General features: G+C 47.9%; 19 protein-coding genes and 2 tRNA genes. All 21 read right to left on the bottom strand.

Annotated features, from left to right (window positions below; genetic code table 11):
- Positions 1-397: 397 nt before the first annotated feature.
- The 21 genes from lysS to yabN all read right to left on the bottom strand — a co-directional run bounded on the left by lysS (position 398) and on the right by yabN (position 20209).
- A complete protein-coding gene (gene lysS, locus KNP04_RS14675) occupies positions 398-1888 on the bottom strand; it encodes a lysine--tRNA ligase (protein WP_214786226.1) in 1491 nt (496 codons plus the stop codon).
- Between the two features lie 148 nt (positions 1889-2036).
- A complete protein-coding gene (gene dusB, locus KNP04_RS14680) occupies positions 2037-2975 on the bottom strand; it encodes a tRNA dihydrouridine synthase DusB (protein WP_243834802.1) in 939 nt (312 codons plus the stop codon).
- A gap of 70 nt (positions 2976-3045) precedes the next feature.
- On the bottom strand, positions 3046-3543 hold the full coding sequence (gene folK, locus KNP04_RS14685) for a 2-amino-4-hydroxy-6-hydroxymethyldihydropteridine diphosphokinase (protein ID WP_214876992.1): 498 nt from the start codon (positions 3541-3543) through the stop codon (positions 3046-3048).
- The gene (folB, locus tag KNP04_RS14690; protein ID WP_074036649.1) at positions 3540-3905 is read right to left on the bottom strand and encodes a dihydroneopterin aldolase; all 366 of its coding nucleotides are present in this window, start codon (positions 3903-3905) and stop codon (positions 3540-3542) included. The genes folK and folB overlap by 4 nt, the downstream gene beginning before the upstream one ends.
- Positions 3898-4683: a dihydropteroate synthase gene (gene folP, locus KNP04_RS14695; RefSeq protein ID WP_214876994.1), complete on the bottom strand. Its 786-nt coding sequence runs from the start codon at positions 4681-4683 to the stop codon at positions 3898-3900. The genes folB and folP overlap by 8 nt, the downstream gene beginning before the upstream one ends.
- A gap of 11 nt (positions 4684-4694) precedes the next feature.
- Positions 4695-5513 (bottom strand): aminotransferase class IV, encoded by an 819-nt coding sequence (locus KNP04_RS14700; protein ID WP_214876996.1) that lies wholly within the window; start codon positions 5511-5513, stop codon positions 4695-4697.
- Positions 5497-6081 (bottom strand): aminodeoxychorismate/anthranilate synthase component II, encoded by a 585-nt coding sequence (gene pabA, locus KNP04_RS14705; RefSeq protein WP_214697212.1) that lies wholly within the window; start codon positions 6079-6081, stop codon positions 5497-5499. Before pabA ends, KNP04_RS14700 begins: the two co-directional genes overlap by 17 nt.
- Complete coding sequence (locus tag KNP04_RS14710; RefSeq protein WP_353047929.1) at positions 6078-7457, bottom strand: anthranilate synthase component I family protein; 1380 nt, start codon at positions 7455-7457, stop codon at positions 6078-6080. The genes pabA and KNP04_RS14710 overlap by 4 nt, the downstream gene beginning before the upstream one ends.
- A gap of 94 nt (positions 7458-7551) precedes the next feature.
- A complete protein-coding gene (gene cysK / locus KNP04_RS14715) occupies positions 7552-8505 on the bottom strand; it encodes a cysteine synthase A (RefSeq protein ID WP_074036641.1) in 954 nt (317 codons plus the stop codon).
- Positions 8506-8589: 84 nt separating this feature from the next.
- Positions 8590-9519 carry an Hsp33 family molecular chaperone HslO gene (hslO, locus tag KNP04_RS14720; RefSeq protein ID WP_285801239.1) on the bottom strand — a complete coding sequence of 310 codons (930 nt, stop codon included), beginning with the start codon at positions 9517-9519 and terminating at the stop codon, positions 8590-8592.
- 19 nt (positions 9520-9538) lie between these two features.
- Positions 9539-10303: a type III pantothenate kinase gene (locus tag KNP04_RS14725; protein ID WP_214876998.1), complete on the bottom strand. Its 765-nt coding sequence runs from the start codon at positions 10301-10303 to the stop codon at positions 9539-9541.
- 93 nt (positions 10304-10396) lie between these two features.
- Positions 10397-12421, bottom strand: a complete 2025-nt coding sequence (ftsH, locus tag KNP04_RS14730; RefSeq protein ID WP_074036633.1) for an ATP-dependent zinc metalloprotease FtsH — start codon at positions 12419-12421, stop codon at positions 10397-10399.
- Between the two features lie 105 nt (positions 12422-12526).
- Positions 12527-13072, bottom strand: a complete 546-nt coding sequence (hpt, locus tag KNP04_RS14735) for a hypoxanthine phosphoribosyltransferase (protein WP_012727721.1) — start codon at positions 13070-13072, stop codon at positions 12527-12529.
- A 35-nt stretch (positions 13073-13107) separates the two neighbouring features.
- On the bottom strand, positions 13108-14334 hold the full coding sequence (gene tilS / locus KNP04_RS14740; RefSeq protein ID WP_214877000.1) for a tRNA lysidine(34) synthetase TilS: 1227 nt from the start codon (positions 14332-14334) through the stop codon (positions 13108-13110).
- 68 nt (positions 14335-14402) lie between these two features.
- Positions 14403-14474, bottom strand: a tRNA-Glu gene (locus KNP04_RS14745).
- 9 nt (positions 14475-14483) lie between these two features.
- Positions 14484-14560, bottom strand: a tRNA-Met gene (locus tag KNP04_RS14750).
- Positions 14561-14702: 142 nt separating this feature from the next.
- Positions 14703-17315, bottom strand: a complete 2613-nt coding sequence (locus tag KNP04_RS14755) for a YhgE/Pip domain-containing protein (protein WP_214877002.1) — start codon at positions 17313-17315, stop codon at positions 14703-14705.
- Positions 17316-17517: 202 nt separating this feature from the next.
- The gene (locus KNP04_RS14760; RefSeq protein ID WP_214697200.1) at positions 17518-18033 is read right to left on the bottom strand and encodes a S1 domain-containing RNA-binding protein; all 516 of its coding nucleotides are present in this window, start codon (positions 18031-18033) and stop codon (positions 17518-17520) included.
- Between the two features lie 74 nt (positions 18034-18107).
- Entirely contained in the window at positions 18108-18482 is a 375-nt protein-coding gene (locus KNP04_RS14765; RefSeq protein WP_074036621.1) for an FtsB family cell division protein, read from the bottom strand.
- 42 nt (positions 18483-18524) lie between these two features.
- Positions 18525-18797, bottom strand: a complete 273-nt coding sequence (locus KNP04_RS14770) for an RNA-binding S4 domain-containing protein (protein ID WP_214697198.1) — start codon at positions 18795-18797, stop codon at positions 18525-18527.
- Entirely contained in the window at positions 18794-20209 is a 1416-nt protein-coding gene (gene yabN / locus KNP04_RS14775; protein ID WP_214877004.1) for a bifunctional methyltransferase/pyrophosphohydrolase YabN, read from the bottom strand. Before yabN ends, KNP04_RS14770 begins: the two co-directional genes overlap by 4 nt.

Consider the following 20209-nt stretch of genomic DNA (forward strand, 5'->3'; position numbering starts at 1 on the left):
TCGTCCTGAGCCAGGATCAAACTCTCCAAAGAATTTGATATAGCTCTTAAATTGACGAAGCTTGCGCTTCATTCAAAAATTGTAAAACTTATTTTTGCCTCATCGTTCAGTTTTCAAAGTTCGTCTGTCGCTCTTTGCGACTCTTAAAATAATACAAGTCATCGACACAGTTGTCAACCACTTTTTTTATTTCTTTCCGCTGCCATCAGCGGCAACGTTTATTACTTTACCGCACACCTTTAATTAACGCAAGGGTTTTTTATAAAGTTTTTTCAAAAAAGTTTTTCCGTTAGAGTTTACCCTTTATTCAACGGCTTGTTTCCAAGCGTTCATCCGGAAAAATAAAAAAAGAGAAGCTGGATTGCACCTACGTACAAACCGGCTTCTCTACTATTATTTACTGTTGATGACGCATTGTAGGGAAAAGAAGAACGTCGCGGATTGATGGTGCGTTCGTCAATAACATGACAAGACGGTCAATCCCGATTCCAAGTCCACCTGTTGGTGGCATACCGTACTCAAGCGCCTCAAGGAAATCGTTATCGAGTTCATGCGCCTCGTCGTTACCTGCTTCTTTTTCAAGCAATTGTGCTTCGAAACGCTCACGTTGATCGATTGGATCGTTCAACTCCGTGAAGGCATTCGCGTGTTCACGACGAACGATGAACAATTCAAAACGATCTGTGAAGCGTGGATCCGTTTCGTTTTTCTTCGCTAACGGCGACACTTCAACTGGGTGTCCTGTCACGAATGTTGGTTGAAGCAATGTCTCTTCGACCTTTTGCTCAAAGAACTCGTTGACGATATGACCGAACGTCATATGGTCCTGAACTTCCACACCATGCTCTTTCGCAAGGGCACGTGCTTCTTCGTCGGACATTTGTTGCCAGAAGTCTACACCTGTCTCTTCTTTAACAAGGTCGACCATGTGTGCACGTTTCCAACCGATGCCGAGGTGAATTGTATCTTCACCATATTGTACATCTGTTGTACCGAGTACTTCTTTCGCTACGTGCGCAACCAATTCTTCCGTCAAATCCATGATGTCGTTGTAATCGGCATACGCCTCATACAATTCGATCATTGTGAATTCAGGGTTGTGGCGTGTCGAGATTCCTTCGTTACGGAACACACGTCCGATTTCATAAACGCGCTCGAGTCCGCCAACGATCAAACGTTTCAAGTGAAGTTCGATGGCAATACGCATATAAAGTTCCATATCCAACGCATTATGATGCGTTAAGAACGGACGCGCCGCTGCTCCACCCGCAATCGTGTGTAACATCGGTGTTTCCACTTCTAAATATCCTTTTTGATTTAAGAAGTTGCGAATCTCAGAAATGATGCGGCTACGCAAAATGAATGTCTGGCGTGAATCTTGGTTTGTGATCAAATCAAGATAACGTTGGCGATAGCGCTGTTCCACATCTTTCAATCCATGATATTTGTCTGGAAGCGGGCGAAGCGCCTTCGTCAAGAGCTCAAACTCTTCCACATGAATCGAGAGTTCACCTACATTTGTTTTAAAGAGCTTTCCTTTGACACCAACGATATCACCGAGGTCTGATGATTTGAACAAATCAAACGGCTCATCCCCGACATCGTTTTTACGAACGTAAATTTGAATCTGGCCTGTCACATCTTGAATGTGGGCAAAAAACACTTTCCCTTTCCCGCGTTTCGTCATGATGCGACCCGCTAGCGTGACTTCTACGTCCTGCTCTGCTAAAGCTTCTTTTTCAACTGATTCATACTGCTCATGTAATTCACCTGCGTGCGCAGAACGATCAAAGCGTTGACCGAACGGGTCGAGACCGCGCTCGCGCATATCGGTCATCTTCTCAAAACGAACCTGCATTTGATCATTCATTTCTAACTCGTGGCTCACTATTCCATTCACTCCTCTATCCATATTGGGTTTATCCCTAACAAAAAACTGTCGACCCGATGGCCAACAGCACAGCCGAAGCCGTTCATTCGTTGTGGTGCACTTTTTCGCCAAACAAGCTTACCATAAATTAGTTCTTTTCTCTAGTTCACACTTCTGACAGTTGTCGTTCGAGTTGATCAACAAATCCATACAGGACCGCTGCGAAAGCCTCACGCGATTCCGTTTCATTGATTTGTTTGCGAATTGGACCACTGCCTTTCAATCCTTTCAAATACCAAGCCGCATGTTGACGCATTTCACGAACGGCCGTCAGCTCACCTTTAATTGCGCTCAATCGGTCGAGGTGCAACATGCAAATATCAATTTTTTCACGAGCTGCTGGTTCCGGTGGAAGTTCTCCCGTTTCGAGGTACTGAACCGTCTGATAGAGCATCCACGGGTTCCCAAGTGCAGCACGCCCAATCATGACGGCATCCACACCGTATTGATCAATGACACGCTTCGCGTCTTGTGGTGTGGCAATGTCCCCGTTCCCGATAATCGGCACGGTCGCGACTTTCTTCGCTTCACCGATCCAATCCCAGTTCGCAGTTCCTTCATATTGTTGGGCTCGCGTACGTCCATGAATGGCAATGGCTGCCGCCCCACCTGTCTGAGCCGCTTTGACGTTGTCCAAAATAAAGATGTGATCATCGTCCCAACCAAGGCGCATTTTCACCGTGACCGGTTTTTCGACCACATTCGTGACGGCATTGACCATCTCATACACTTTATCCGGATCAAGTAACCACTTTGCACCTGCGTCACATTTCGTTACTTTCGGCACAGGACAACCCATGTTGATATCAATGATGTCGGCATTCGTATTTTGATCGACGTACTGCGCCGCTTTGACGAGTGTATCTTTAGAACCACCAAAAATTTGCAAGCTGAGCGGTTTTTCTCGTTCATCGACATATAGCATGCGCATCGTCCGCGCGTTCTCCAGCAAAATCCCTTTATCACTGACCATTTCAGCACAGACGAGTCCTGCCCCAAATTCTTTTGCAATCAATCGGAATGCCGGGTTGGTCACGCCAGCCATCGGCGCAAGGACTGCACGGTTTTTAATATCTATATTTCCAATCTTAAAGCCTGTCAAGACAACACATCCTTCATTTCACCAAATTCGTTAGCAACTGTAACCGAACGACATCTTGGCGGTCTGCCATCGGTAAATCTGCTAGCCATGATGCGACCGTTCGTCCTCGGACGATGAGTTCTGGCGCAATCTCAGCTAATGGAGCGAGCACAAACGCACGTTCCTGCATCCGCGGATGTGGTACCGTCAAGTGTTCTGATTGTATATCTTCCCCATTATAATAGAGGATGTCAAGGTCGATGGTGCGCGGACCGTTCTTAAAGAGACGCTCTCGACCTAACTGCCGTTCAATTTGTTGAAGGGTGTCTAATAAGTCCGTTACAGATTGATGAGTCTCCACTTCGACCACCATATTATAAAATGATGGTTGATCGGTATAACCGACAGGAGCGGTCTCATAAACCGATGATTGTTTCGTGACCGTAACACCCATTTTTCCCATTTCATTAATCGCGTCAGACAATTGTGCGGCCCGCTCCCCGATGTTTGCTCCTAATGCGATAAAAATCATGACGTGCGTCTCCTTGTCATCTCAATCGCCACCGAGTCGTAATGTCCTGGGATTGGTGGGTCCGGCTTGATTACTTTTACTGTCACGCTTTGAATCAAATCATGATGTGCCAAAATGGCCGTCGTGATTCGTTCTCCGAGTGTTTCGAGTAAATTGACCGGTTCTCCCGTCACAATGTCTTCTGTGACTTGATATAATCCCGCGTAGCTGACTCCATCCTGTAAATCATCTGACTTCCCAGCAGGTGCAAGGTCTAACTCACACATTAAATCCACGTGAAACCGTTGACCGAGACGGTTCTCCTCTTCAAACACACCATGATATCCATAAAAGCGCATGCCGTTCACAAAAATCTTATCCATGTCCGTTCCCCCTCATCATCGCATCCATCATCTTCGCTGCACGCATATTCTCTTTCACGTCATGGACGCGTACCCAATCGCACCCTTTCATGATGCCTAAACACGTCGTCGCAATCGTCCCTTCCACGCGTTCTTCGGTTGGTAAATCGAGCGTTTGGCCGATAAACGATTTACGGGACGTACCTAGTAACACCGGATAGCCAAGACGCGTGATCACATCGAGGTGATTCATGAGCTCTAGATTTTGCTCCACGTCTTTTGCGAACCCGATTCCTGGGTCTAGCCAAATATGCTCATCTTTCACACCCGCTGCATGAGCAATCTCAATCGACTCCTGCAAATCACTCACCACATCTTCAATAAAATGATGGTAGTCTCGATTTTCTCGGTTATGCATCAAAATGATAGGGACGCCATATTCAAAGGCGACACGCACCATCGACCGATCTCCCCACTTCGAGCCCCACACGTCATTGATGATTGTCGCACCCGCTTCTAATGCCGCCCTCGCAACAGCAGGCTTATACGTATCAATCGAGATCGGAACATCTATTTCTTGTACCAATCGTTCGATGATCGGGACGACACGTTCAATTTCTTCTTCTGCAGAAACAAGCGCCGCACCGGGTCGCGTCGATTCACCACCGACATCAATCGCATCCGCACCTTCTCGTACGAGTTGCTTTGCGTGACGTACGGCTTCTTCGACCGCTGTATATCGTCCTCCGTCTGAAAACGAGTCCGGGGTCACGTTTAAAATACCCATGATTTTCGTCATGTTTCAGCCTCCTATCCAAGTGAACGAACGAGCTCCGCCCACACTTCGTTAAATCGTTCCCCGTCTTTACCGGGGTATTGCAGATTTCCATAATGCGTCACCGGAGCGACTTGCTGAATCGAGTTCGTCATCCAAATCTCTTTTGCTGCGGTTAATCCATCAAATGTCACCGATTTCTCCACCACAGGAAAGCAATCGATCACCCATTGTCGCGTCACGCCCGCGAGTGCTCCGCTCGAAAGTGGTGTCGTATACAACACATCATCAGACCCGATCCAAAAGATGTTCGACACGAGCCCTTCCACCACGTAGCCCCGTTCATCCGCAAACAATCCTTCAGCATTCTGGTCTTGCAAGGTGCGTTTTCCGAGGATATTGTTCATGTAATGATGCGACTTTAATCGAAAAGCCGCTTCAGGACGACTTCTCGGGAAAGGGATTGGTTCGACTCGTTTCTCCTGTGGCACAACTTCCGAGGAGAGCGGTTTGGCAATCAACGTGACGTTCGGATTTTCATATCGTCCGGCATACAGACCGAGCGGCGCGACTCCTGCCGATACATTCAATCGGATGTACAAGTCAGGAGCTTCATTTTGACGACACAGCTGCTGAATCGCCGTCTCGATTTCTTTCTTCGTGTACGGAAAATCGATCCACAGCTCATCTACACTCTTCATCAATCGTTCCCAATGCGCATCGAACAAGAACGGAATGAAATCATATGTTCGAAACGTCTCGAATAAACCCATCCCATATAAGAATCCATGATCCTCGACGGGAATCCATGCATCCTCTCGCTCAACAAGGTCTCCGTTATGCCAATACCACATGGCGGTACTCCTCGATAAAGTTTCGAATCATCTCTTTTCCATGCTCGGTCAAAATCGCTTCAGGGTGATACTGAACCCCTTCAATCGGAAGTGTCCGATGCCGGAGTGCCATGATTTCCTTCGTTTCTGTTTCCGCTGTGACCATCAAACATTCCGGCAAGGTAGAACGCTCCACAGATAACGAGTGATAACGGGTCACGACCGTCTGTTGAGGAATATCTTTGAAAATCGATTTCCCGTCATGTTGAATCTTCGACGTTTTCCCATGCATCAGCCGCTCCGCATGAACGACGTCTCCTCCAAACGCTTGCGCAATCGCTTGATGACCGAGACAAACACCTAAAATCGGAATACGCCCTGCGAACGCTTGAATCGCTTCGACGCTAATCCCGGCTTCGTTCGGTGTACAAGGTCCAGGGGAAATGACTAGGTAGCTCGGAGCGAGTTTCTCAATGTCTTGAATCGTCACTTCGTCGTTTCGATAAACGACCAGTTCTTCACCGAGCTCTCCAAAATACTGCACTAAGTTGTATGTGAATGAGTCATAGTTGTCGATTAGTACAATCATGTTGTCTCCTCCGTCATTTGCTTCGCCGCCCATAGCGCCTTCGCTTTGGACAGAGATTCTTCATATTCTGAGACCGGATCTGAATCGATGACGATGCCCGCTCCGGCTTGAACGTATGCAATCCCATCTTTCACGACCATCGTTCGAATGGTGATGTTAAAGACGAGATCATCGTCCCAACTTAACCATCCATATGACCCGGTGTATAATCCCCGGCGAACTGGTTCAAGTTCCTCGATAATTTCCATCGTCCGAATTTTCGGTGCACCGGTAATCGTACCACCAGGGAACATCGCTGCTAGCGCCTCCGCTCCTGATACTTCATCACGAATCGTACCCCGTACGTTCGAGACGATATGCTGAACATGTGAATACTTTTCAATCACCATCAATTCGTCCACATGAACACTACCGTATGCCGCGACTTTCCCGAGGTCGTTCCGTTCCAAATCGACGAGCATGACGTGTTCCGCTCGCTCCTTCTCATTTTCAAGTAGCGTGTTCGCCAATTCCAAGTCCTCAACATCGTCCTTCCCACGTGGACGCGTACCCGCGATCGGTCGCGTTGAAATGTCAGACCCGTGTTTTTCAAGCAATAGTTCCGGTGAAGCGGATACCATTGTCAGTGCGTCATCCACAAAGTATCCCATGTACGGAGATGGATTCATTTGACGAAGCGTATCGTAAACACGACGCGGGTCGGCGCGTAACGGTTCGGATTGACGAACGCTCAAATTCACTTGGAACACGTCACCTTCCACGATATAAGACTGAATTCGTTTGACCGCCTCCACAAATTCGTCCTGAGACATGGAGCGCGAACGCTCGACAGGCAATTGTTCAGTCGGCTTGAATGCGTAGTGTGATTCGACGTTCCACATGGCTGCTAAACGATCCGCTTTACGTTCGGCATTGCCCTCTGCTGTGACCATCAAATAGAGAGTAGAACTCTCTTCGTCGAACACAGCCACTTCATCAAACAACAGAAACGAGACATCCGGCGTCGCTAAATCATCTTCTGCCTGATGAGGGAGTCGCTCAATCGTTCGAGAAACGTCATAGCTGACATAACCAATCATGCCACCGAAGAAGGGAGGTGCCCCTACCGGACGCTCAGCTTCAAATCGTTTCCGCACTTCACTGACCATCTCGAGCGGTTTCCCATACATCGTTTCAGTCGTTTCCCCTATTTGCAAGAGACCGACACCGTCTTTTACATGGAAGCGACCGAACGGTTCGATTCCCGCAATCGTATACCGTCCCGCCCTTCCACTTTCTAGCCATGCATGGTACGGCTGGTCTGCTGTCAACGTCATGTATGCCTCATACATCTTTTCTTTCGTCATCCGCTTCGTTCTGAACGCTGTCGATCTCACTTGTCATTCCTCCGTCTATTCATTCATGCCTTTTATTGTACACAAGAAAAGGCAGCAACCGAAAGAGAATGTCTCTCGATTACTGCCTGAAATGTTATACGCGACTCTCGTTTGATTCTTCATCAAATTGATAAAGCGGTGTGCTCAAGTAACGTTCTCCGTTTGACGGGATAATCGCCAATACGTTTTTCCCTTTACCGAGGCGTTTCGCTGTATCAAGTGCCGCTGCAATGGCAGCCCCTGAAGAAATCCCACCGAGGACACCGTTCGTGCGTGCCGCTTGGCGCGCGTATTCAAACGCCTGGTCTGTCGTGATTTGAAGGACACCCTCATAAATCTCAGTATCCAGAATGGATGGGACAAAGCCGGCACCAATTCCTTGAATCTTATGAGGTCCTGGCTTCCCACCCGACAAGACTGGGGAATCAACCGGTTCAACCGCCAAAATTTTCACGTCTGGATATTTCGCTTTCACGACTTTTCCTGCACCGGTGATCGTACCACCTGTACCGACTCCCGCGATGAGAGCATCCACCGAAAGTCCTGACTCTTCGAACGCCTCGACAATTTCAGGCCCCGTCGTCATTTCATGCACGTTCGGGTTCGCTGCGTTGTTGAATTGTTGCGGAAGGAAGTAGCCGTTTTTCTCAGCTTCTTCAGTAGCACGACGAATCGCTCCACCCATTCCTTCTGGCCCTGGCGTCAAGATGAGCTCGGCCCCGTATCCACGAAGAAGGTTACGACGCTCCATGCTCATCGTCTCAGGCATGACGAGAATGGCTTTATATCCTTTCGCGGCACTGACCATCGCTAAACCGATTCCTGTGTTCCCGCTCGTTGGCTCGATGATTGTATCGCCCGGCTTCAAGATTCCGTCTTTTTCTGCCGCTTCGATCATGGCGAGAGCAATCCGGTCTTTAACACTTGACCCTGGGTTCATATATTCAAGCTTGAGATACACATCGGCATCTTCTGGTCCAGTCATTCCGTTCAATTTCACAATCGGAGTCTTACCAATCAAGTCTGTCACTGAGTTTACGATTCGCATTACATTTCCTCCTTCATAATTCCGACTATTCCGATATTGTTATCATACCCTATCGAATTGAAAATATGCAATTTGGAACGTTGCTTACGATTGTGCCTGTTCTTTCATCGTCTCCAACTGTTCAGCCGAGAAATGATACTTTTCACCACAGAAATGGCAAACTGCTTCGGCTCCACCGTCTTCTTCGATCATTTGGCGAATCTCTTCTTTTCCAAGACCGATAATGGCGCTTTCCATTCGTTCACGACTACATGTGCAATTGAACTGAATCGGGTTCGTATCGAGGACATCAAGGCTATCGCCGAGAAGTAATTGCAGCATTTCTTCTGGTGTTTTTTCTTCACCGATTAAAACAGATACCGGCGGGAACGTCTGCAGTGCTTTTTCAAGCGCTTGTACCGTCTCTTCGGAAGCGTTCGGCAGCAACTGAACGATGATACCACCTGCAGCAAGAATTGATTCATCTTCTGGTAAGACGAGAACACCTGCTCCGACGACTGATGGTACTTGTTCAGATGTCGCGAAGTAGTATGTGAAGTCTTCACTGATTTCACCTGTTTGAATCTCTGAAGAACCACCGACATAATCTTTCAAGCCTAAGTCTTTAATGACCGAGACCGTTCCTTTCCCGACCGCTTCGCCGACTTTCAACTTCGTCAATCCTTGGTCGTTGACGAACGTCCCACCATCGACACGAGGGTAAGATACGTATCCACGGACATCTCCTGCTGTATCTGCGTCTACGATGATTTTCCCGATTGGACCATCACCTTCAACTTTAAGTGTGACGCGTGCCGCACCTTTTTGCATGGCTCCAATCATCGAACCGATTGTCATCGTCCGTCCGAGGGCGGCTGAGGCAACCGGTGTCGTTTGATGACGAAGTTGTGTTTCGTATACTGTTTTTGTCGTACGGGCTGCAAATGCACGCACCTCTCCATTAAAGCCGAGGGCCCGAACGAGATAATCGTCTTTCATTTGATCGAGTAATACTTGTTGTTCTGAATGAATCATATGAGTTAACTCCTTTAGTTTACTTTTGATTACGCTCGTAAATGAGACGGAGGCCTTCGAGTGTCAGGAACGAATCCACATAGTCAATCGTTTCTGCATGTTCACTGATCAATCGTGCCAATCCTCCAGTCGCAATGACGGTCGCTTCACCAACTTCACGCTTCATCCGATTCACGATGCCATCTACTTGGGCGACATACCCATAATACGTCCCCGATTGCATCGCTTGAATCGTATTTTTCCCGATAACCGTTGGTGGTGTTGCCAGTTCAATCCGTGGTAATTTCGCAGCACGTTGATAAAGTGCTTCCACTGAAATCATGATCCCTGGTGAGATGATGCCGCCATGGTAGCGACGTTTCTCATCGATGTAACAATACGTGGTTGCCGTTCCAAAATCAACAATTATGAGCGGACCGTCATACTTGGCGATTCCTGCCACCGCGTTGACAATTCGGTCGGCCCCGACTTCGCGGGGATTCTCGACGTGAATATCTAATCCTGTCTTCACACCTGGGCCCACAACGATTGGACGTACATTGAAGTATCGTTGTGACATTTGTTCAAGTGGAAAAATAACAGGAGGTACGACAGAGGACAAAATGACACCATCGACTTGATCGAACGAGACGTTCGAATGGTCAAAGAGCGATTTCACTAGCATGCCATACTCATCCGTCGTTTTCGTCCGGTCCGTTGAAATTCGCCAATGGTGTACGAGATCGTCTCCATCGTACATCCCTAGAACAATATTTGTATTTCCAACATCAATCACTAAAATCATGATATAGTTCCTCACTTTGTTGTCAATTGCAGTTCGCTCGAATTATAACACGAAAAAAGACGAATGCCTCGTCAAGGGCATTCGTCTCATTCATTAACGTGATTCGTTATTCGGACGTTCCGTTGGAGTCGCCTCTGGCTTATCGCCTTCAGGTACGACATCCGGTTGGCTGTCTTGAACAACTTCAGGTTGATCGACGATTTGTCCGTGTTGTACGGCTGCATCATCTTTCTTCGCTGCGTCGTCCGAGTCCGTTGATGCATCCACGTCTTCTTCCGGCTCATGCGGGAGATATTCGCGTGTCTTGATCAAGTGACGAATCTGTTTCGAGTCGAGCGTTTCCACATCAAGCAATGTTTTCGCTACGAGCTCGAGGTCTTCGCGACGCTCTGTCAAAATCTGTTTCGCTTTCGCGTAACAACGGTTGATGATGTCACGAATCTCTAAATCGATCTCTTGAGCGATCGCATCCGAATAGTTCTGCTCTGTCTGGAAGTCACGGCCAAGGAAGACTTGTCCGCCATGGTTTGAACCGAGCTGGAGCGGCCCGAGCTTATCGCTCATCCCGTAATCCATGACCATCTTCCGCGCAATCCCAGTTGCACGTTGGAAGTCGTTGCTCGCTCCTGTTGACACTTCACCAAAGATGACATCTTCGGCGACGCGTCCACCAAGAAGTCCGACAATCTTATCTTCGAGTTCAGGTTTTGTCATGAAGTAACGATCTTCTTTTGGAAGCATGACGACGTATCCTCCAGCGTTACCGCGTGGGACAATCGTCACTTTGTGTACTTCATCCGCATTCTCAAGTTCGAGACCGATGATTGTGTGACCCGCTTCGTGATAAGCGACAATGTTACGTTCTTTTTCAGAAATAATTCGGCTCTTCTTCGAAGGTCCTGCAATGACACGGTCAATTGCTTCTTCGACATCGACAACCGATACTGCCGTACGGTTAGAACGTGCCGCAACGAGTGCTGCTTCGTTCAAGAGGTTTTCCAAGTCAGCCCCAGAGAAACCAGGTGTACGTTGTGCGATTGACTTCAAGTCTACAGTTGAGTCAAGTGGCTTGTTGCGTGCATGGACTTTCAACACTTCTTCGCGCCCTTTTACATCTGGACGATCGACCGTGATTTGACGGTCAAAACGACCTGGACGAAGGAGGGCTGGGTCAAGGATATCCGGACGGTTTGTCGCCGCAACCATGATAATCCCTTCATTGTCACTGAACCCATCCATTTCAACGAGCAATTGGTTCAATGTTTGTTCACGCTCATCGTGACCACCGCCGAGACCGGCACCACGTTGGCGTCCGACCGCATCGATTTCATCGATGAAGATGATACATGGAGCATTCTTTTTCGCATTTTCGAACAAGTCACGGACACGTGACGCACCGACCCCGACGAACATCTCAACGAAGTCAGAACCTGAGATCGAGAAGAATGGTACTCCGGCTTCTCCGGCTACTGCACGGGCCAAAAGTGTTTTACCTGTCCCTGGAGGACCAACGAGTAAGACCCCTTTCGGAATACGCGCACCGAGTTTCGAGAACTTACGAGGGTCTTTCAAGAATTCAACAACTTCGATGAGTTCTTGTTTCTCTTCGTCTGCTCCGGCCACGTCTTTGAATGTGACGCGACGTTTTTCTTGGTCGTATAGTTTCGCCTTCGATTTCCCGAAGTTCATCACACGACCACCACCGCCACCACCTTGCGCCTGGTTCAACAAGAAGAAGAACAAGATGAAGATGATAATGAACGGTAAAATCGCGAAGACGATGCTGAACCAGCTACTGTTCGATTCAGCCTCCTCGATTTGAATATCCGTATTCGCTCGAAGCTGCGTTAATACATCTGCATATTCAGCTTCGTTCGCTGGAATGTTTGTTTCGTAACGCTGGTCGTCATCTCCTGTAAGGTCGCCTGTAATCGAGATAGCCCCCGGGATTTCTTGTACGGTTGCCGTCTCAATCCGATCATCTTCCACATATTCTAGGAATTTCGAATACGAGAGCGTTTCACTCTGACTATTCGGATTCTGCAAATATTGAAGGAACAAGATCAAGGCTAGGAAAATCACACCAAAAACCAATGTGTTTTTCACTGCACGATTCATTCTCTGCCTCCTATTCCGAGAAACGATGTTCTCGCCCATTCAGTATATGCCTATACTTTGGGGATTTCTTTTATCTTACCACGTCACATTTTCAAAAGAAAAACGTTAGCCCCCGTAAACGCTCGGTTTGAGCACACCGACATAAGGAAGGTTACGATATTTCTCTTCATAATCGAGACCGTAACCGACAACGAATTCGTGTGGAATCACGAAACCGCTATAGTCTGCTGATAAACCATTTTTGCGTCCTGTCGGTTTGTCGAGAAGCGTGACAATCTTCACAGACTTCGCTTTACGGTATTTAAGAAGATCGACGAGATAGCCAAGCGTCAATCCACTATCAATAATATCTTCTACAATCAAGATGTCGCGTCCTTCTACAGATGTATTTAAATCTTTCTCGATTTTTACTTCACCTGTTGAAGAAGTACCTCCGTGATACGTCGACACGTCCATGAAATCCATTTCTAAATGGATATCCATTTCTTTGACGAGATCAGACATGAATGGCATCGCGCCTTTCAATACACACACGAGAAGCGGAAACTCTTCTTTATAGTCTTCGCTAAGTGTTCCAGCGAGTTCTTTCACCTTTTCTTGAATCTCTTCACGTGAGATTAAAATTTTCTCCATATCGTTCATTAATGACATCTTGAAATCCTCCTCTTTCTGTTTCGACACAATCATCATTTTACCATTAATCGTAGGCAAATCGCATCCGACTTGTCTAGAAATTCTGAAACTCGTACCCCAACAATCGCGAGAATTCGTCCTGAGGCATCTTCAAGTAGGGGTAGCGTCGGACGAATCGTCCGCTCAATCTTTTCATCGATCAGGATACGGGAGACTTTTTTTGTTCCCACGGCCAATCGCATCCGATCACCTGGTGCACTTGTCCGAATCGTAAGCGGACAAGTGATTTCATGTAACGGAATGCCCTCTCTCCCCTCCTCGACGGATAAAGAGATAGTTCGGTCTCCGAATTCAACAACGGTCGGCAACGAATCAATTTGAATGGGGTGAAGTGAATCTGGCGCAGAACGCTGTACAAGATTCAGTACCCTATTCTGCTTCGTCATGAACCACTCGCCTGTCAGATGATAGGTTCCTGTATCCTTTTGACTCTGGAGTAGCTTCTCCACCGCCTCGTTCACGTTCACCTCGTAACGAGAGGAAAGCAATCGACCGACCGTATACCGTTCAAGGAATGATAAGCGCTCGAAATTCTCGAGTTTCACATGAAACGCTTTCATTTCAAGTTCGACATATGCCTCCACCCATTGTTCGCACGATCGATACCTGCTATCCCAATCAGCACGGGCCACCTTTGCCGCTTCGCTGACTTCTCTCACAATCGATGGCCGCATCTGTTTCAGTCGCGGCACGATCTCATGGCGAATTTGATTCCTTAAGTAAGTACGTTCTTGGTTTGTTGCGTCTTCGCGCCACTCTAATTGATTCTGTCGTGCATACTCGATCAGTTGAGCTTTCGACTCATGTAACAACGGACGGATGAGCCTCCCTTTACCAAATTTCCGGCTTTCGGGAATCCCTTTTACTTCGATCACGTTTCGATGTAGTTGAATGAGCACTGTTTCTAACTCGTCATCCGCATGGTGCGCCGTGGCCAATGTGTCATATCCATATTTGTTCATGACGTCTTCAAAAAATCGATAGCGGGCTTCACGATAGCGGGCTTGTGATCCTCCATCTTGAAAGCAGAGATGCGTTCCATGAAACGGAATATGGTAGGTTGCCGCGACACGGGCGACGAACATATACTCTTCGTCTGAAGCTTCTCGTACGCCGTGATGGACATGCGCCACCGCAACATTCCAGCCCTTTTTGACGAGACGATCCAACAAGACAATGGAATCCACCCCACCAGACACTGCGACGAGCACTTTTTTCATGAATTCCCTCCTTGACATAACAAAAGAAGCCATCTCGATTGAGATGGCTTCTTTTCGCTTAGGCTAAGTGACCCGTACGGGATTCGAACCCGTGTTACCGCCGTGAAAGGGCGGTGTCTTAACCGCTTGACCAACGGGCCTAAATAAAATGGTAGCGGCGGAGGGAGTCGAACCCACGACCTCACGGGTATGAACCGTACGCTCTAGCCAGCTGAGCTACACCGCCATGTTATTGTTGTGTCCTAAGCACATTTTCTATAATAACCAGTCACCATTCGAGTGTCAATTCTTTTTTGAAATTTTTTTAATAAAAAAATCGTGCATAGTGTCATCTTCATCACTATACACGATTTCATTACGTTTTTACATCATGCTTCTGATACAACTTGACGATATTTTTTCTTCCACGCAATTCGGAAGTACGCCCACAGTAATGCAAAACATCCAACAGCCACAAATGCTAAATATGTTGTCGCCGTCTGCAAATACTGCGCACCGTCAGCTGACAAGATTTCTTTATATCCGGCAACCGTATACGTCATTGGAAGGAGCGCATTGAACGGTTGCAGCGCTCGTGGAATCAACTCGAGCGGGAACGTTCCAGCAGAAGTCGTCAATTGCAAGATTAACAAGACGATTGCTACAAAACGTCCTGGGTTCCCAAGTGTGGTTACGAGTAACTGCACAATAAAGAGGAATGTGATGCTCGTCAACCAACTGAATCCGAAGAACTTCAATGGTTCGCTCACTTCAAGTCCTAATAGTTGTACCATCGCCACGTCTAAAATGAGCGCTTGAAGGAACCCGACGACCATGAGAACACCAGACTTCGACAATACCCATGATAGACTACGTTTCGGACGTCCAGCCGGATCATACAATGGATAGACGATCGATAAGAGGAGCGCCCCTACAAAGAGTCCGAGTGACATGAAGTATGGAGCGAACCCTGTACCATAGTTCGGTACCTCGTGAATCGAGTTGTCGACGAGCGACACTGGTCCTGCCATCATCTCGACATTTTCATCGTTCAAGCCGATGTCTGCATCTTTCGCACCTTTTACTAAAGCGTCACGAAGTTCATCGCTACCTGATGCGAGATCTGTCATTCCATCTGCGAGTTCTCCGCTACCATCTGAAAGTTCTTGTCCGCCGTCCGCGAGCTGATTCGCGCCGTCCGTCAACTTGCTTGTTCCTGCCCCGGCAGTCTTCGCGCCATCTGCAAGTTCACGACTACCTTCTTGAAGTTTTTGTCCGCCGTCCGCTAATTGAGTAGCACCATTCGCCAACTCACTCGTTCCCGAACTTGCGCTTTTCGCACCATCGGCAAGCTTCACACTACCTTCAGACAACTGTTCAGTCGCGGCTACGAGTTTGTCACTGCCTGCCGTAAGTTCAGTTGTCCCGTCTTGAAGTTGTGTTGCACCTTGATTGAGTTTTGAACTCGCTGACACGAGTTCTTGTGAACGGTCGGCTGCAGTTTGTGTCCCTTGCTCGATTTGACTCGAACCACTTGCTAACGCCTGAGCACCTTCCGCTAACTTCGCTTGACCCGTGTTCAATTCAGAAAGTCCTGACGAAAGTTGTCCTGCACCTGTTTCCGCTTGTGCAAGACCTGCCGCCAATGAGGTCTGTCCCTCTTTCACTTGCGTCGCCCCTGCAGCTAATTGATCAAACCCAGCCGATGTCGCTTGTTTTCCTTCACTGAGTTGTGCTGCGATGGCTTGAAGCATTTCAGGTGACGCAGATTGACCGGACTCAGCAAGTGCCGTTAATTGTCCAATCAACTCATCCTGTTTCGCCGTCAATTCAGATTTCATTTGTCCGATTCCATTGACCACTTCAGTTTGACCCGCGATGAGAGCAGTGTTTCCTTCTTTCGCTTTCGTCAATGCACCTGCTAGTTGGTTTGCGCCGTCATTCAGTGCAGACGCCCCTTCTTTTGAACGCTCGATGCCAGCAGCAAGGTCTTGAACGCCTTGATTCAACGTTTTCGCACCCGTGTGAAGCTCATCTAATTTGGACGCGAATGCCCCTGTTCCTTCGACGAGCTGGCTCGTTCCGTCTTGTAAGGCGGATGCGCCATCATTCACGCGGTGCACCCCGTCTGACAAAGCAGTTGACCCGTCGTACACTTGCTGACTTCCATCCGCGAGTACCGATGAACCTTCTGCCAACTGAGTCACACCATCGTTTAACTGGCTTGCACCGTTAGCGAGCTCACGCTGTTTCGAGGCGAGTAGTTTCGTCCCGTCCGCGAGTTCAGATGAACCATCGGACAACTGAGCGATTCCGTCATTTAACTCACTTGCACCATCTGCAAGTTCGCGTTGTTTTGTGGCGAGAAGTTCTGTTCCATCCGCCAATTTGACGGCACCATCTTTCGCTGACGTAGAACCGTCGGCAAGTTTTGTCGCGCCATCCGCGGCTTCACCAAGTCCGTCCGCCACGTCATTTAATCCATCTTTCAATGCACTCACGTACTGTTTCGATACCTCGGTCGAAAGCTCTGCTTTCACTTGCTCCATTGCGGATCCCCCGATTTGTGCGGCTAAGAAGTTATACGATTCATTCGCAATATACTTCAATTCAAGCTGCTCGGGATGTTCATCTAGAGCGGTCGTCGCCTTCTCCGAAAAGTCTTCTGGAATCTCGATTGCCATGTAATAATCATGGTCTTTCAATCCAGATTCTGCTTCCTTCTTTGTCGTCTCGACAAACTCAAAGGCTTCCGAATCTAACAACTTATCAATCAGATCGTTCCCGATTTCAAGTGACTCCCCTTCAAATGATGCCCCTTTGTCTTCGTTGACGATGGCGACCGGTAAATCTTTCATCTGTCCATACGGATCCCAGAAAGCCCACAAAAACATACCGGCATACATTAACGGTACGAGTGCGACTGCGAGAATCGGAACCAACACACGTGGGTTCTTAAAGATACTCCGCCACTCCGCCGTCCATAGTTTCCATCCATTCATTTTTTCTCTCCACCTTCACTTATAAAACATAACTATTTTTTCATGTTCCCTATTTTGCTCTCTTCCTCGAAAAAAATCAACTATATTTAGTTATTTTTTATAAATTTTTTAAAACAAAAAAAGTCGTGAACAAAAATGTTCACGACTTGTCTTGTTACAAGACCTATATGGTTACGAGTAGAAGCTAATTGGTATCAAAGGATTACCCGCGTTTGGCTCCACGTCCACCGCGTTTCGAATCTGTTTGACGTTTCAACGTCGAAAGACGCTCGTCGCTGTCTTTCAAGAATTTGCTCATCAACGTATCGAATGTTTCTGGTTCACGACGTTGTTCACCACGACGACCGCCGCCACGTGGGCCGCCGCCACCGCGTGGACCGCCACCGCGCGGACCACCTTGACCTGGGCCACCTGGGCGTGGGCCACGAGAGAAACGCTCACCGGCTGGGCGCTCTGGACGTTCAGGGCGTTCACTTACAGGACGATCGACTGCTTTCTTGATGGATAACCCGATTTTCCCATCATTTTCGACGTTCAACACTTTTACCGTGACTTCTTGACCGACTGTCAACACTTCGTTAATGTCTTTGACGTAAGAGTCCGCCACTTCACTGATGTGTACTAATCCTGTCTTGCCGTTTGGGAGCTCGACGAACGCTCCGAAATGCGTAATCCCTGTAACCTTACCTTGTACCTTGCTTCCTACTTCAATTGACATAAAATAATGTACTCCTTTTTTGATTGATTCTTTTCAATTATACGAGTCGTTTCCTCAACGGTCAACGAACCGACTTATTCCTCTGGGGAGAAGTAGAAAATAATCTCTCCATCTTTGGAGAAGAGGAGCTCGTTTCGCGCTAAGTTCGCGATATAATCCTCATCCTGCAAACGTTCCACTTGTTCCTTCAACTCATCTTGCTCGGCTTTCTGCTCTTGCAACTCCACTTTCGCTTGTGCGTAAGCTTGTTGTTGGTCCGATACATAGCCTACCTTTGAAAAGTAACTCTGTCCAATCAATACCATGACGAATAAAAATAGGAGTGAGGCTGCCGCCAAACGACGTCGAAGATGAACTCTTCGGCGATGTGTGTCTTTTTCCAGCTGTTCTCTACGCTCATCTAGCGCTCGAATGCGCCGTTGTCGATCCATCGGATTACGTCCGTTCATCGCCTCATCCCCCTCCTCTTAATACATTAAGTATACTTTTTTTTACGAGTCGATACTACCGTCCATCTTCTCTTCTTTAAGTAAACGATACATTTCTTTCGCATCTTCTTTGCGCGCATGTTCCGCAATCGAGTCAATGACGACCGTAACGAGCTTGTTTCCGAATCGAATTTGCAGCTCGTCTCCGACTTTAACATCGGTACTCGCCTTCGCCACTTGCCCATTTAGCTGAATCCGCCCTTGATCTGCCACTTCTTTCGCGAGCGTGCGTCGCTTGATCAAGCGGGATACTTTCAAAAATTTATCTAATCTCATAACCCTTTCTCCTTTGCCTCGTTCCAAAGAGCATCCATCTGTTCGAGCGTCATCTGCTGAAGATCACCATTCGCTTCTATATACTCGAATCGACGTTTGAACTTTCGGTTCGTCTGTTCTAACGCTTGCTCGGCATTTAGCCCAACGTATCGCGCGATGTTGACGATGGAGAATAATACATCGCCAAGTTCTGATTCGTCACTCAATTCTTCACGCCACTCGTGCAGTTCTTCTTCCAATTTTCCGAAAGCACCCGACACGTCATCCCATTCGAATCCGATTTGGCCAGCTTTCTTTTGAAGTTGTTCAGCACGCATCAATGAAGGTTGGTCGACGAGTACACCATCGAGTTGCGATTGTTTCTTTTCCCCTTTTTCCGCTTGTTTAATCGTATTCCAATTTTTTACCACGTCGGAGGCATCTTCGACGGTGACATCCCCGAAGACGTGCGGATGACGGCGGACCATCTTTTCACTGATTGCCCCGATGACATCACGAATATCGAAATACCCTTCGTCTGCACCGATTTGGGCATGTAACATGACTTGAAGCAACACGTCACCGAGTTCCTCGATGATGGCATCGTCATCTTCTGCATTGATGGCTTCAATGAGTTCATACGCTTCTTCTAATAAATACTTCCGAAGCGACTCATGCGTTTGTTTGCGATCCCACGGGCAACCGTCCGGTCCACGAAGTGTGGCGATGATTTGTTTGAGCGTTGCAAAGTCTTTTGCCAAATAAGCTTCATCCGCGAGTGGCGGAACATAGAGCGTCGTCAAGTTGTTCACTTCCGCCATGCGGTCCATCTCGAACAACGGAATGTGTTCGATTCGTTCTTGTGTGGTACCCGCAGCTGTCACAAGTGTAACAGGGTGCTCATCCGGATAACGTTCCATCAGTTGCACTTTTACGTCTCCCGCTACAAATCCATCGTACACTTGACCAATCAACACATGTTGCGTCACTTGCAGGCGTTCAAGGTCGAGCGCCGTCGCATCCAACAACTGAAAGCCGTTGATTGGATCGATTTGCAAAGCTTGGAACATCGCATCTAAGAAGCTTTGCCCGCCGAGTACGTGAAGGTCCGCTCCACGTTCCACCAAAAGCTCGACAGTTCGCTCGGCGACGAACGGGTGACCGGGTACAGCATACGTGATAGCCATCTCTTCACTTTTGTTCATCAACGTCTCGACAATTTGATCGTACACCTCTTCAAACGTATCACTCGATTCATAAATTGAATCAAACGACTCGAATGCGAGCCCTTCTGACTCTAACTCACGTACGACAGGGTGTTCTTTCGTCCGTAGCCAAACGAGCGGTTGTTGCTTCAAATGACGGTACACTCCGAGTGGCAATTGATTCAGCTCACCAGATCCAAGACCGACCACCGTGATTGTATAACCCAT

The organism is Exiguobacterium sp. CH10 (assembly GCF_018617635.1).
GTDB lineage: Bacteria > Bacillota > Bacilli > Exiguobacteriales > Exiguobacteriaceae > Exiguobacterium > Exiguobacterium aestuarii_A.